Origin of the sequence: Limnobacter sp., assembly GCF_964228395.1 — a bacterium.
GTDB lineage: Bacteria > Pseudomonadota > Gammaproteobacteria > Burkholderiales > Burkholderiaceae_B > Limnobacter.
Window position 1 is genome coordinate 1 of record NZ_CAXQZX010000072.1, and the last position, 13,962, is coordinate 13,962.

General features: G+C 55.8%; 12 protein-coding genes. 6 read left to right on the forward strand and 6 right to left on the reverse strand.

The features are described from left to right. Positions 1-925 (forward strand): DUF294 nucleotidyltransferase-like domain-containing protein (locus ACEQU8_RS05595; RefSeq protein ID WP_372521229.1); only part of this gene is annotated, 925 nt, incomplete at its 5' end. Next, positions 922-1,656, forward strand: coding sequence for a 3'-5' exonuclease (locus tag ACEQU8_RS05600; protein ID WP_370262134.1), 735 nt, complete (start codon positions 922-924; stop codon positions 1,654-1,656). The genes ACEQU8_RS05595 and ACEQU8_RS05600, both read left to right, overlap by 4 nt. A 15-nt stretch (positions 1,657-1,671) precedes the next feature. Here ACEQU8_RS05600 and ACEQU8_RS05605 read toward each other — a convergent pair whose 3' ends face one another. From ACEQU8_RS05605 to ACEQU8_RS05620, 4 genes are all read right to left on the reverse strand, one after another. Next, positions 1,672-2,088 (reverse strand): acyl-CoA thioesterase, encoded by a 417-nt coding sequence (locus ACEQU8_RS05605; RefSeq protein WP_370262135.1) that lies wholly within the window; start codon positions 2,086-2,088, stop codon positions 1,672-1,674. Positions 2,089-2,104: 16 nt separating this feature from the next. Then, entirely contained in the window at positions 2,105-3,277 is a 1,173-nt protein-coding gene (locus ACEQU8_RS05610; RefSeq protein ID WP_370262136.1) for an iron-containing alcohol dehydrogenase, read from the reverse strand. 84 nt (positions 3,278-3,361) lie between these two features. Next, positions 3,362-3,853, reverse strand: a complete 492-nt coding sequence (locus tag ACEQU8_RS05615; RefSeq protein ID WP_370262138.1) for a DUF4442 domain-containing protein — start codon at positions 3,851-3,853, stop codon at positions 3,362-3,364. A gap of 14 nt (positions 3,854-3,867) precedes the next feature. Beyond that, a complete protein-coding gene (locus ACEQU8_RS05620) occupies positions 3,868-5,904 on the reverse strand; it encodes an FAD-dependent oxidoreductase (protein ID WP_370262140.1) in 2,037 nt (678 codons plus the stop codon). A 184-nt stretch (positions 5,905-6,088) separates the two neighbouring features. On the opposite strand from ACEQU8_RS05620, the gene ACEQU8_RS05625 reads away from it, so the two are divergent. From ACEQU8_RS05625 to ACEQU8_RS05640, 4 genes are all read left to right on the forward strand, one after another. After that, positions 6,089-8,458: an ABC transporter permease gene (locus ACEQU8_RS05625; RefSeq protein ID WP_370262141.1), complete on the forward strand. Its 2,370-nt coding sequence runs from the start codon at positions 6,089-6,091 to the stop codon at positions 8,456-8,458. A 174-nt stretch (positions 8,459-8,632) separates the two neighbouring features. Next, a complete protein-coding gene (locus tag ACEQU8_RS05630; protein WP_370262142.1) occupies positions 8,633-9,157 on the forward strand; it encodes a group II truncated hemoglobin in 525 nt (174 codons plus the stop codon). Continuing rightward, entirely contained in the window at positions 9,150-10,574 is a 1,425-nt protein-coding gene (rmuC, locus tag ACEQU8_RS05635) for a DNA recombination protein RmuC (protein ID WP_370262144.1), read from the forward strand. Before ACEQU8_RS05630 ends, rmuC begins: the two co-directional genes overlap by 8 nt. Continuing rightward, the gene (locus ACEQU8_RS05640) at positions 10,561-11,646 is read left to right on the forward strand and encodes an asparaginase domain-containing protein (RefSeq protein ID WP_370262146.1); all 1,086 of its coding nucleotides are present in this window, start codon (positions 10,561-10,563) and stop codon (positions 11,644-11,646) included. Before rmuC ends, ACEQU8_RS05640 begins: the two co-directional genes overlap by 14 nt. Before the next feature lie 66 nt (positions 11,647-11,712). Here ACEQU8_RS05640 and ACEQU8_RS05645 read toward each other — a convergent pair whose 3' ends face one another. Further along, a complete protein-coding gene (locus tag ACEQU8_RS05645; protein WP_370262148.1) occupies positions 11,713-13,716 on the reverse strand; it encodes a TolC family protein in 2,004 nt (667 codons plus the stop codon). A gap of 20 nt (positions 13,717-13,736) precedes the next feature. After that, positions 13,737-13,962 (reverse strand): hypothetical protein (locus ACEQU8_RS05650; RefSeq protein WP_370262150.1); only part of this gene is annotated, 226 nt, incomplete at its 5' end.

The following is a 13,962-nucleotide window of genomic DNA, read 5'->3' on the forward strand; positions in this document are numbered from 1 at the left end:
TACGCGATCTACCAGTGTGACTGGAGTTCAGACGTGTGCTCTTCCGATCTCCGAGCGCATTTTGGAAGTGGTGGGCAACCGCGTGGGCATCGACCCTCGCAACTATTGCTGGTTAAGTTTTGGTTCAGAGGGGCGCAGTGAACAAACCATAGCAACAGACCAAGACAACGGCTTATTGTTTGTAAGTGACCAGCCCGACATCGACCGCCCCCATTGGCTGGCTTTTGCTCGCGAGGTCAACCAGATTCTGGACCAATGCGGTTACCCCCTGTGCAAGGGCAACATCATGGCCAGCAACCCCGATTGCTGCTTAACCGCTCGCGAGTGGTTAAGCCGTTTTGCCAAGTGGATTGATGTGCCCACCCCCGAGAACCTCCTCAGTGTAAACATTTTCTTTGATTTGCGTCCTTTGGCGGGCAATCAAGACTTGGCCAAACCTCTGCGTGAATTCATAGTACGCAAGGCCAAAGAGTCGAGTTTGTTTTTGCGTATGCTGGCTGAAAACATCATGAGGTTTCGTCCCCCACTGACTTGGCACGGCAGCGTGGACACCACTGAGTTTGAAGGCCTGCGCACCATTGATCTAAAAAAGCAGGGCACCGCAGTGTTTGTGGATGCGGCTCGGTTTTTGTCGCTGGAGTATGGCATTGATGAGGTGAACACCCGTCGCCGGTTTGAGGCCATTGCAGCCCGGCTCAGCGTTGAGGAACAGCGCCGCGACGCCTGGGTTAGCGGCTTTGAGTTTTTGCAGATGATGCGCCTGCGCATTCAACTCGACGAGGGGGTGGGTGTGCCCAATTTGCAAGACCGCCCGAATGTGGTCAATTACGATGTTCTGGACAATATTGACCGCCGTATCCTGAAAGAGTGCTTTCGGGTGGGGCGCCGGCTGCAACAACGCATCGAAACGGAGTACTTGCGTTGAGCACCTATGCCGATGGCGAGAGCCTGCCCATGCAGGGTCTTGCAAGCTACATACGCCAGCGCTTGGTTCAGTCGCTGGATTTTTCTCAACCCAACCCCGACCGCTGGGTGGTGGTGGACGTGGAGTCCTCTGGCCTGAATCCCAAAAAAGACAGGTTGATCTCGATTGCTGCGTCGGCCATTGTGTTTGACGCGCAACGCCGACCGAGAATATCCCTGTCTGACACCTTTGAGGTGGTGATCAAACAGCCTTCCGAGTGCGTAGACCTCATCGAATTTGAAGCCATCGACAAACGCAATATTTTGATTCACGGCATCGGTTTGGGGGAGCAACAACAGGGTGTTGAACCAGGGCTCGCCCTCAGCCGATTCTTAAGTTATGTGGGCAATTCGCCGCTAATCGCCTTTCACAGTTGGTTTGATGAAATCTTGATCAACAAGGCCCTGCGCAAAGTATTGGGCCGTAGCACCCTTCGCCATTGGCTAGATCTGGAGCATTTGGCTGCGGTGCTTCACCGGGAAAACCACCAGTTGCCGCTGGATGTCTGGATGCATCGCTACGGCATTGTGTGTGAAGAGCGCCACCAGGCAGCGGCCGATGTTCTGGCCACCGCACAATTGCTGTTAAAGCTCTGGCCCTTGCTTCAAAAGCGAAAAGCCACCGACTGGAAAGGGGTAAAAAGCATTGCGAGTGGCCTGAAAACACTGCCCGGGCGAAATTTGCCCTCTTAGCTTTTTTTGAGTGCTTTAGCAGACCAAAGCGGCCAAAGCATGGCGAAGCCGCTCGGGAATGGGGGTGGGGGTGTTGGACGCCTTGGTCACAAACACGTGCACAAAATACCCCGCCGCGCACAACTCCTGACGTGCATTAAACAAAGCCAGCTCGTAACGCACTGAGCTGTTGCCCAGCTTGCCCACTCGCAGACCCGCAGTGATGGTCTCGGGGTAGGCCAGCGGTTTGAGGTAGCGGCACTGGCTTTCTACAACAAAGCCAACCACTTCGCCTTGGTGAATGTCCAAACCGCCTTGCTCAATTAAAAACCGGTTAACCACGCTGTCAAAGTAGCTGTAATACACCACATTGTTCACATGCCCGTAAATGTCATTGTCGTGCCAACGGGTTTGAACCGATTGGTGGTGGGGGTAGTCGCTGGGTTGTGTCATGAATGCAAGGTAATAATCAATAAGCCTGCTCGTAAATGGCTAAGGCCTGGGCCTCGTCCATGTCACGGGGGTTGTTCGAAAGCAGCCGGGTTTGCAACATGGCTGCTTTGGCCATGGCGGGCAAATCCCCGGGTTGAATGCCCACCTCGCGCAGGCCAACGGGCAGCCCGGTGGAGGGCGACAGTGTAGCGGTGTAATCAATGAATGCTTGCGCCAGCTGTGCTTGGTTGTCCCCATGGTGGCCAAGCTTGAGTACCAAAGCCAACTCGGCATATTGCTGCTCAGCCGCTGGCAGGTTAAATCTCAATACATGGGGCAGCACCAGCGAGTTACTCAAGCCATGCGGCACATGGAAAATGCCGCCCACTGGGTAGGCCAGGGCATGCACGGCACCCACGGGCGCGTTGGCAAAACTCTGGCCTGCCAGGCACGCGCCCAGCATCATGGCTTGCCGCGCTTCTCGATTGCCGGGCTCACGGCACACCACAGGCAGGTTGGCAGCCAGCAAACGCAGGGCTTCGCAAGCCAAAAAATCGGAGTAGGGGTTTTTTAATCGCTTGCTGGTGTAGGCTTCAATGGCATGTACCATGGCATCTATGCCCGTGGCGGCGGTGACATGCTGGGGCAGGCTCAAAGTCCAGTCAGCGTCCAGCACAGCCAGATCGCCATACAACACCGGGCTCACTACGCCCATTTTGGTGTCGGCGCCGGTGGTGACGATCGAAATGGGGGTCACTTCACTGCCAGTGCCCGCCGTGGTGGGTACCAACACCAAGGGCAGGCGGTCGCTGCTCACATTGCCCACGCCATACATGCTTTGCAGGCTTTGTTTGCCGCGAGCCAAAACGGCAATCAGCTTGGCCACGTCCAGTGTGGATCCACCGCCTATGGCCAGCACCACATTGGCACCAAAGTCGACAGCCAGCTTGGCTGTGCGTTCCACCAATGCCTCGGGGGGGTCGGGCTCTACATCGTTGCAAAGTTGCACTGCATGGCCAGCGGCGTGGAAAGCGTCCACAATGGCCTTGCAAGTGGGCGTAGCGGCTATAAATGGGTCGGCCAGCAAAAACACCCGGGCAATGCTTAGTTGGTGCTGTGCAAGCAGGGGTTGAACCAGCTCCGGTAGGCGTTGGGTGCAGCCTGATTCACAAACCAGGCGGGCCACGGTGCGAAATTCAAATGGGGCCATGGGCGTGTCTCCTGAAGTATTTTTTATTCTCAGCCCAAGCATTGTACTGCGCCGCTTTTACAAGCGGCGCAGCGAGGGTTGGCCTTATGCGCGTTTGGGTGTCCAGGCCCAAATGGCCCTCACAAAGATCGGCTCTTTGCTTTCGCTGTCAGTGACAGTGACGGCCACGTCCACCTCACCCTTGTCCTGGGTTTGCATCAGGGCAATTTGCTCCTGAGTCAACATGGCTTCAGCTTTTAAATCGCCGCTGCACCGCTTTCGGTAGTCCACTTCCATGCGCTTGATCACTGGGATGCAGTTGGCTGGCACGTTTAGACCAACCAAGGCCCCTGTGGCCGATTCTGCAGTCATCAACATCACCACAGCGTGCAAGCCGCCAATGTGGTTTTGTAGATTGCCTTTGTTTTTCAGGGTCACGATGGCGTGGTTGGTCTCAATCCACTCAAACTTGCAGCCAGTGGTTCTAAAAAACTTAACAGCCCGCCCAAATATGGCTGTAAATGCCCGCACCTTGAGGGGTGTGGGCAGCTTGTCCACTTGGGCGTAAACCTTTTGAAGCATGGATTTTTGTGCCATGGTGTTGCTGCCTCTTACAGTGTGACGGCCAAACGCGTGGCCTGGTTGATGGCGCGCTTGGCGTCCAGCTCTGCGGCCACATCGGCACCCCCCACCAGGTGCACTGGAATGCCCAAGGCTTCCAAGGGCGCCTGCAATTCACGCAAGGGGTCTTGGCCCGCGCAAATCACCACATTGTCCACATCCAAAATTTCTGGCCCATTGGCGCTCATGATGTGTAAGCCACGGTCGTCAATCTTCAGGTATTCCACACCCTGCATAAAGTGCACTCGGCGACTCTTCAAGCTGGCCTTGTGCACCCAGCCCGATGTTTTGCCCAAACGCTTGCCAAGAGGCTCGTCTTTGCGTTGGCACAACCACACTTCGCGGGCAGGCGCAGGCGGCTGGGGTTGAACGCGGTCTATCCCGCCCGGGTTGTTGGGGTCAAAGGTGATGCCCCATTCCTTTTTCCAGCTCTCAAGGTCGAGGGTCGGAGAAGGGTGGTTGTGGTCGTGGGTGAGGTATTCGGACACGTCAAAGCCAATGCCGCCCGCACCGATCACGGCCACTTTTTTGCCCACTGGTTTTTTGTGCAGCAACACGTCGATGTAGCTCATCACCTTCGGGTGTTCAATGCCCTCAATTCCCGGTGTGCGGGGTTTAATGCCTGTGGCCAAAATCACTTCGTCAAATTTGCCGCGGGAAATGAGGGCCGCATCCACGCGTACATTCAATTGAACATTGACGCGGTGCAGTTCCAACTGGCGTTTGAAATAAGTCAGCGTTTCGTAGAATTCTTCCTTGCCGGGGATCACCTTGGCCATGTTGAATTGACCGCCAATTTCGGGGGCCGAGTCGTACAGCACCACATCATGCCCACGGCGGGCCAGTTCTGTAGAGGCCGCCAAGCCGGCCATGCCAGCGCCCACCACCGCAATTTTTTTCTTGCGTTCAAAAGGGGCGTCTTTGATTTCGGTTTCGTGACACGCCCGTGGGTTAACCAAGCAGGATGCCCGTTTCATGCTAAACGTGTGGTCCAGGCAAGCCTGGTTGCAAGCAATGCACACGTTGATCTCGTCTGCCCGGCCTTCCTTGGCCTTGATGGCAAAATCGGGGTCGGCCAACAAGGGGCGAGCCATGGAGACCATGTCGCACATTCCATCGGCCAATAGCTTCTCGGCCACCTCGGGCTTGTTGATTCGGTTGCTGGCGATGACGGGAATGCGAAGCTCTTTTTTCAAACGGGCTGTCATTTCTGCAAAAGCAGCGCGGGGCACCGAGGTCACAATGGTGGGCACGCGAGCTTCGTGCCAGCCAATACCGGTGTTCAGCAGTGTGGCGCCTGCATCTTGAACCGCTTTGGCAATGTAGCTCACTTCTTCCCAGGTGTTGCCGCCTTCGACCAAATCCAATAAAGAATGGCGGTAGATGATGATGAATTTTTCACCCACGGTTTCGCGAATGCGGCGAACAATCTCCACCGACAAACGGGCGCGATTCTCTACCGAGCCCCCCCAGCGGTCGGTGCGCTGGTTGGTGCGTTTGCAAATAAACTGGTTCAGCAAGTAACCCTCAGACCCCATCACTTCCACGCCGTCGTAGCCAGCGTCTTGCGCAAGCTTGGCCGAACGTGCAAATGCTGCAATCGTGCGGCGAATACCAAAGTCACCAATTTCGCGGGGTTTGAAAGGGTTGATGGGCGACTTCACATTCGAGGCCGACACGCTCAGCGGGTGGTAGGCATAACGGCCTGCGTGCAGCAATTGCATTACGATTTTGCCGTCGTGTTTGTGCACGGCCTCGGTGATTTTTTTGTGGTGCTTAACCGCACCGCTGCTGCTCAGCTTCGAGGCAAAGGGGTACAGCCAGCCTTCCAGGTTTGGCGAAAACCCGCCAGTTACAATCAAGGCTGTGCCGCCCTTGGCGCGAGCCTCGAAATAGGCGGCAAACTTGTCATAGTCTTTGTATTTGTCTTCCAGCCCGGTGTGCATGGAACCCATCATGATGCGGTTGCGCAGGGTGGTAAAACCCAGATCCAGCGGGGAATTCAGCGTGGGAAAAGCGTCTGACACGTTACCGTCTCCTTAAAAATCGGCATTTCTGTGTAATTTATTGGCCTTATGTTACTTAAAAGTACAAGGCTTTAACCGAGCATAGGCTCCAAAATAGCACGATCGGTCAATTTTTTGGTGAGGAACCCGCAGAAGCTCCATCTGTCCTACACTCTTGTTTTCCAGTAGCACAGCTTAACCACTCATGCAGTCCATCCAATACTGGGTTCGGCAATCCCGCCGCGCCTCCTTCAGAATTTTGTTCATCGCCCTGATACTGGCCGTGGCGGCCATTTCTTCGGTGGGTGTTTTTTCTGCTCGGCTTGAAGCAGCCTTGGCGCGCGATGCCACGCAAATGTTGGGCGGGGATTTGGTGATTGAGTCCAAACGCAATATTGACCAGGCCGATTGGCTGCCCTTGTTGGACAAGCCTGAATTTGCTTCGCTTAAGCGTGCCCAAAGTGTGGTGTTTCCCAGTGTGTTGCCTGGCGACCGGGTGGACTTGCTGGTGTCTTTGAAAGCGGTGAATGATTTTTACCCCCTGCGGGGCCAGTTGACCGTGCGTAAGGCCAACGGCGAAGAAGAGAAGGTGGCCAATGGCCCCCCACCCGGGGAGTTTTGGGTGGATCAAGGTGTGCTGGGCTCCTTGGGGGTAGATTTGGGCGATTCTATTCAAGTGGGTGAGCTCAGCGGGCCGGTAACCCGGATTATTTTGGTGGAACCCGACCGCGGCGGTGGTTTTGTGAATTTTGCGCCGCGTACCATGATCAACATGGCTGATTTGCCTGCCACCCGGTTGTTGGGCTTGGGGTCCAGGGCAACCTGGCGCATGTACTTCACGGGTGACGCCCCCACCATTGCTGCCTTGCAAACTGCGCTAGAAACCCGGCTTACCCCGGTTGAAGAAATTGAGACCCTTGAAAATGGCCGACCAGAGGTGAGCGGCACGCTTGAACGCGCCAATGACTTTTTGTCGATGGCCGCGTTAATCGGCACCATGGTGGCGTGTGTGGGCATCGCCCTGGTTGCGCACCTGTTTGCCAAGGAGCAGGCCAGCGAACTGGCGGTTTTAAAAAGCCTGGGCTACACACCCACACAGCTTTTGAAAACCTGGCTTGTGGGCATGGGTGTGCTCACCGTGTTGGCGGGGGCCTTGGGTGTGGCCCTGGGGTGGGCTGCCCACTGGGGCCTGCTGGCTTTGTTGGCCGAACTGGTCGGGGTCAACTTGCCCTTGGCTGGATTGCATTTCCTGCCCATGGGCACCTTGCTCGCGGCCTTGCTTTTGTTGGGCTTTGCCGCGGTGCCCACCTGGTACGCACTGCGTGCGCCCGCCGTGGCAGTGATTCGTCATCAAACGCTTAAAACAGGCCGGGGGCAGTTGGCCTTGTCGGTGTTGTTTGGTCTTTTCACCGCGGTGGGGGTGTGTTTACTGATTGTTGGCAACACGGTGCTGGCTTTGTTGTTGTTTGCGGGTTTTGTGGGCGCCTCTAGTTTGTTTGCCTTGTTGTTCTGGTTGTTGCTAAAAGGGTTGGCGGTCGCCTCGCGCAAGCGGGGTGGGCGAGGCTTGCGCATTGATGTGTTTCAGAGCATGTCCAAGCGCGCAGGCACTCTGGTGCTGCAAGGGGTGAGCTTGTCCCTTGGTTTGGCGGCCCTGTTGATGCTTGCTGTTGTGCAGGGTGACCTCATCGACCGCTGGCAAGAGGCTGTGCCCGCCAATGCCCCCAATCGATTTGTTTTCAACATTCAGCCTGACCAGGTGGCTTCTGTGCAACAGCAATTACAGGCGGCCAGCAGCGAGACGGTCAAGCTCTACCCCATGGTGCGAGGTCGATTAAGCGCCATCAACGGCCAGGTGATCACGGCAGATACTTTTACCGACGACCGGGCACGCAACACTGTGGAGCGCGAACTCAACTTGAGTTTTGCCGATCAATTGCCCAGCCACAACACCATCGCCCAGGGGCAGTGGTTCAACGCTCAACCTGGCCTGGCGCAGGTGTCGGTGGAAGATGGCGTTGCCAAGCGCTTGGGCATTGGCATGGGGGACAAGTTGACCTTCGACATTGCAGGCACTCCTCTGACCGTGCAAATCACCAGCATTCGTGAGCTTCGTTGGGATTCCATGGAAGTCAATTTTTTCATGATCTTTCCGACCGAGGTGTTGCGTTCATTTCCGCAAACCTGGATCACCTCCGTTTACTTGCAACCCGACCGTGCAGTGGATGTGTCGCGCAGCCTGGTGAGGGAGTTTCCTAACCTCACTGTGCTGGACACCGCGCTCATCATTGGTCAAATTCGAACCATACTGGCTCAGGTGGGGCAGGCCATTCAGTTTGTGTTTTTGTTCACAGTGGCAGCAGGAGGGCTGGTGGTGGTGGCCTGTGTGCTCACCGGGGCGCGCACCCGCACGCGAGAGGCCGCCATTTACAGGGCATTGGGCGCCTCGACCCAGCAGCTTCAACGTGCGGCATGGCTTGAGTTAACCGTGGTGGGCGCACTGGCGGGCTTGGTGGCGGCCCTGGCAGCCCAAGCCCTGGGCTGGGGTGTTGCTCACTTTGTGTTTGAGTTTGAATAGTTGATGTCGCCCTTGCACACGGCGTTGGGTGTTGCCGGCGGCGCTTTGGTGTCGGTTGTTTTTGGGGCTTGGTCTGTCAACCGCGTGTGCCGAGCGCCTGTGATGCACACCCTGCGACAAGCGGCGGCGTGAGCCATTACAATGGAGGGTGGCTGGCTTGGCTGGTCACTCTTCATGATTTTGTTTCAGGCTCAAACCATGTCCAGCAACTCACCCAATCAAACCAGCCCCGAGGCGCACACTCCAGTTCCTCCCATTCATTACTTTGGTGATTCGGCCGAAGAGCAAGCCGTGGGTGTGCGCAAGCTGGTGGACCTCTTTTACGATGAAATGGACACCAACCCGGCGTTTGAACGGATCCGCAAATTGCATCCAAACAACCTGGACCATTCCCGAGAAAAGTTTTACCTGTTTTTAAGCGGTTGGTTGGGGGGCGCTGACCTGTACACCCCCAAGTTTGGCCATCCTCGGCTACGCATGCGCCACATGCCATTTCCCATTGCCAGTGAAGACCGTGACCAGTGGTTGCTATGCATGGTCAATGCCTTGCGGGCGATGGCATTGCCCGAGCGAGTCATTGAGGGCTTGATGCTCTCTTTTTTCCGCACGGCGGACTGGATGCGCAACCAACCAGACCCACCCGGAGCCAGTGGCAAAACCAAATTGAGCATTCGCGCAGAGGGCCAAGGTGATGATTGATCTTCAGTCCCAAGGTGTGCTGCTGCTTTTGGTTATTAATCTGCTGGTGCTGGTGGGGGTGTTGGTGGTCTGGAAAGCCATGCGGAGCGGCGCCAGCGACGATGCGCTGCGCCTGGCCCAGGCCGACATGGCCAAAGACCTGGAGCGGCTCTTGGAGGCGCAGCAGCAGCAACGCTTTGCAGCCGACGAATTGGGCAAGCAATTGCGCTTGCTTGGCCAGGACATTGAAGCTCGTCAGGCCAAACAAAGCGAGGGCATGCAACAGCACCTGGCGCAAACCCGCAGCGAAACGCAGGCTGCTTTTGCAGGGTTACAGCAACTGGTGGCCACCCAGTTTGGGCAGGGCAATCAGGTGCAGGCTGAGCGTCTTGATCAGTTTGCCCAAACGCTGCACCGAACCAACACCTTGATTGCTGACCAAATGCAACAAATGCGTGCGGCCATGGAGCAAAAACTTCAACAGCTTCAAGAAGACAACGCCAACAAACTTGAACAGATGCGCAAAACCGTGGATGAAAAGTTGCAGTCCACACTCGAACAACGCTTGGGCGAATCCTTCAAGCAGGTCAGCGATCGCTTGGAGCAGGTGTACAAAGGCCTGGGTGAAATGCAGCAGCTGGCCACCGGCGTTGGTGATTTAAAGCGCGTGCTCACCAATGTAAAAACCCGAGGCACCTGGGGCGAGGTGCAGTTGCTGGCTTTGCTTGAGCAAATGCTGACCCCCTCGCAGTTTGGTCAAAACATCAAGCCCGTGCCCGGCAGCAACAACATCGTGGAATTTGCCGTGCGTTTGCCGGGCAAAGACGACGACAAACCGGTTTGGTTGCCGATCGACTCCAAGTTTCCAAAAGAGCAATACGAGCGTTTGCTAGATGCTTTTGATCGAGCCGATGCCGATGGGGTGTCGGCCGCCTCCCGTGCGCTGGAGCAAGCGGTCAGGCTGGAGGCCAAGAGCATTGCAGAAAAATACCTTGCTCCACCCTACACAACCGATTTTGGCATTTTGTTTTTGCCCACCGAAGGTCTGTATGCCGAGGTGGTAAAGCGCCCTGGCTTGGTTGATGACCTTCAGCGCCTGCACCGAGTTACCGTGGCCGGGCCGGTGACCCTAACCACTTTGCTCAACGCGCTCCAACTCGGTTTTAAAACCCTGGCCTTGGAAAAACGCAGCAGTGAGGTGTGGACGGTGCTAAGCGCTGTTAAGACAGAGTTCGGAAAATTTGGCGATGTATTGGCTAAAACCAAAGAAACATTGGAACGCGCTGCCAAAAACATTGAGTCTGCCGAAACCCGATCACGCCAAATGCAGCGCAAGTTGAAGGGGGTTGACGAATTGCCCGAACAAGAAGCCATGAACTTGCTTGGCATCAACAGCACCGAGCCCAGCGACACCGAGGACGTCGATGATCGCGGCTGAGGGCACTGCAAGCGCGGTGTTGCGATGCGCCTTGGTCACCACCGGAGGCACCATTGCTGGCCAAAGTCATGGCGACGCCACGCAATATGCCTACACCTCTGCCCAGCTTGGTGCAGAGCAATTGCTCATGGGCGTGCCTGCTTTGCTGCGCCGGGCAAGCTGGGAAGTGCACACCCCGTATTCCATTGGAAGCCAAAATCTGGAGCTTGGCCACATGCTGCGTTTGCGTGCCGTGTTGTGCCAGTGCTTGGAAAACCCCGAGGTGGATGCAGTGTTGGTGACCCACGGCACCGACACCCTGGAGGACATGCTGTACTTTTTGTACCTCACCTTGCCGCCCAGGTTGATGAACAAGCCTGTGGTGTTCACAGCGGCCATGCTGCCAAGCGATCATCCACAGGCCGATGGGCCATCCAACCTATTGCAAGCCTTTGAACTGATTGAGACCGCAGTACAAACAAAACTCAATAAAGCAAGCTGTGCCATGCCCTTTGGTTTGGTGATGCAGGGTTTGTACACGCCAGCCCATGCGGTTGAAAAATTGAGCACGGCGAGTCTGGATGCTTTCGACGGCCCGCATTCTGTGGAAATTCGGCAATGGCCTGCGCATGTGCAAACCACAGTGGGATCTCTGGAGGTCGAGGCCGGTGCACATTTGCCTCAAGGTTTTTTTCATGGCTTGATTGAAGCCCATGCCACAGAACATCCTCTGTTTGAGTCCCTTGAAGTGGCCCTCGTGTTTTGCCAACCCGGCAATGCGGCTCTTCGGCAACTCAAAGACTTGGTTGTTCGCAAGCCCGCCGCGGTCATCGTGGCAGCGCCGGGTCATGGCAATGTTCCAGATTTGCTGCTACCGGTGCTCCGCAAATTGCTGAGCAATGGCGTAGACCTTGTTCGAGCCAGCCGTGTTCCACAGGGTGGCGTGTTACCGGGGGGGGAGTTTTTTGAATTCGAGGAATATCGAGAACTTCAGGCCGGGGTGGGGCAGTTTAGCGAATCAGAGTTTTTGAGCTTGAATAAAATGGCGGTGCTTGCACGGTTGCGCGCCTTGGCCCGCAGCCTTTCACAATAGCCCGTCGCTTTCAACAGCCCTCGCACCAGGTGGGCAAGGGCTGCTTGAAACGGGCTCCGGGGTACCTTACGCAGATGCTTGACCGGACGCATTCACCACGGGTGTTTTGGGGAGGTTTGCGGTGTTCAGTGGCAAGTTTTGTTCACGAATAATTTGCCACACACCATTCACCTCTTTCCAAGTAAGAATTTTTTTGGATTTTTCTTGATAGTGCTGTGCGTTGTACTCTTGGGTGAAGGTGATTTCGTACACTTTGGGGTCGTCAAAGCTGGGCACAACCTGAATGTCACTGAGCGCAATATTCAACTGCTTGGCTGTTTTTAGTCGTTCGCGCCGGTTGCGAATCCAACCCTCGTAACTGCCTTCTTCTGGTTTGAAGGTGGGGGAGTAAAAGGCCATGTAAGCATTGACATCGCCTTTTTGCCAAGCCATGGCCCATGCCTGTGTTCGGTCGGTGAGGCTTTTGGAGACCTCGGCGGGGTCGCCATAGTTAAGCTTTTGCAGTGTGGCGCCCACCTGAGCCAATTCAATGGCGGGTGATGGGATGTCTGCCTGTGCGTTTTTCAGGGCCTCGTCAAAGCCAATATTGGGCAGTTGGAAGTCTTTGACATTCATCAAGCTGGCCGGGCAGCCCTCTACCTCAGCGCCAGCGCCCTGCGCTTTATAAAAAAGCACTTGCCGGCGCGCAGGTTCGTCTGCTTTCACCATTTCGTCCACGCCAAACAAACTGATCAATTGCCCGGTGCTGGCCAGCAGCTTCAGCTTTGCAGTGCTTAGATCGGCTTCGATGTTGATCAAGGCTCGTTCGGCCTGGTAGTACTCGTTCTCAGCGGTGAGCAGGTCGAGTAGGCTACGGCGGCCAACCGCAAATTGCTGTTCATAGGCGGCGCGGGCTTTGGCGATTGCTTGTGCTTGTTCGCGAAAGTAATTCAATTTTTTTTGGGAGCTGATGACATCAAACAGGGCAGTTTGTGTGCTTTGCCGAATGGCGCGGCAAGCCACCAGTTTGTCATCCAGCGCGCGCAGCCTGCGCTTGATGGCAGCGTTTCTGGCGGCGTTATCGGAGCCGCCCCGGTAAAGGTTCACGGTGGCCAGCAGGTCGATGGACGATATTTGCCGCTCATCAAAAGTGGACAGGTAGTTGCTGTAAACATCTGATTTTGCCCGCAGGTCCAGCCGTGGGTGAAATCCTTCGCTGGCGGCGGTAATGTCTTGTTTTGCTGCGTCAATGCTCGCATTGGCGGCCAGTAACAGCGGGTGTGTATTAAGCGCAAACAACAGCCTTTCGGTGTTCTCAACCTCAAAATTGGCTTGCACCACATATTCGCCCATGTCATTGATGGGCCACACAGTGTCGGTGATGCGCTGGTAATTGGCCATGGACGAAAAAGCATTCGCTTTTTCGGTCGCCAGGTTGCCCAAAGCCAGGGTGTAGCGGCTGCGTGCCTGCTCCAAATCGGATTGCCGGGTCACACCACTGTTCACTTTTTCTTCAATGCGAGCCATCAAGTCTTGGTGATACTTCACGTTGTTCTCGCTTAAGCGCACCAAGGCTTGAAAGCGAGACACGTCAACATGTGCGCTGGATGCCTCGAAGGCGACCTGATTGGCCTTGTTGAGGTATCGGTAATAACTCTGCATGGCTTTTGCATGCGAAGAAAAATACCGGGCATGCGAGGCAAAGCCGTTGAAGAGGTTTTGACGCGCTTCAATGCCGTAAGAGTTGGCGTTGTAGGTGCGTGCCTCGCCCCCATCAATTTTGCTTCGCTCCCGCCCGGTGGCGCCTCGCAGGTCAACGGTTGGCAGCATGCCACCAAAAGCCACATTGGCCTCTTCCATTTCGGCTTCCAAAGCGTGCAGGTCGCCATCGAGCACGGCACTGTTTTGCAAGCCCATCACGACGCTTTGCTGCAGGCGGTTGGGTTGCGTAGGTGCAGCACCTGCTTGTTCAATCGGTTCAATGGCCGGTGTTTCTTGGGCATTGGTCGTGGAAGAAAAACAAAACACCGCAAAAGCAACGGCGGCCGGTAGGCTTTTTAGTAGGGGATAGGCGTGAGGTTTGTTGGTCATGAAAAGTCTCGTTGAAATCATCAAGCGGCCAAGCTGTCTTCTACGGCGCTCATCGCTGATGGAGTGTCCAGGCTGGCCTGATGCCAGGCTTGGCTCCAACCCGAGGATTTTTGTGCAAGCAGGTGGTCCATGCGGTCAGAGATGTTGTTGATGATCTGTTCGGCGTGGTCCCAATGTGCTTGTAGGCTTTCATCGACGGGCGAGCTGGAGTACTCGTGGTCATGCACTTTGCCAACAGGTTCAGGG

Excerpts from the sequence above, each read along its gene's own strand:
- ACEQU8_RS05605 (WP_370262135.1), bottom strand. The coding sequence starts at position 2,088 with ATGACACAACCCAGCGACTACCCCCACCACCAATCGGTTCAAACCCGT.
- ACEQU8_RS05610 (WP_370262136.1), bottom strand. The coding sequence starts at position 3,277 with ATGGCCCCATTTGAATTTCGCACCGTGGCCCGCCTGGTTTGTGAATCA.
- ACEQU8_RS05615 (WP_370262138.1), bottom strand. The coding sequence starts at position 3,853 with ATGGCACAAAAATCCATGCTTCAAAAGGTTTACGCCCAAGTGGACAAG.
- ACEQU8_RS05625 (WP_370262141.1), top strand. The coding sequence starts at position 6,089 with ATGCAGTCCATCCAATACTGGGTTCGGCAATCCCGCCGCGCCTCCTTC.
- ACEQU8_RS05630 (WP_370262142.1), top strand. The coding sequence starts at position 8,633 with ATGATTTTGTTTCAGGCTCAAACCATGTCCAGCAACTCACCCAATCAA.
- rmuC (WP_370262144.1), top strand. The coding sequence starts at position 9,150 with ATGATTGATCTTCAGTCCCAAGGTGTGCTGCTGCTTTTGGTTATTAAT.
- ACEQU8_RS05640 (WP_370262146.1), top strand. The coding sequence starts at position 10,561 with ATGATCGCGGCTGAGGGCACTGCAAGCGCGGTGTTGCGATGCGCCTTG.
- ACEQU8_RS05645 (WP_370262148.1), bottom strand. The coding sequence starts at position 13,716 with ATGACCAACAAACCTCACGCCTATCCCCTACTAAAAAGCCTACCGGCC.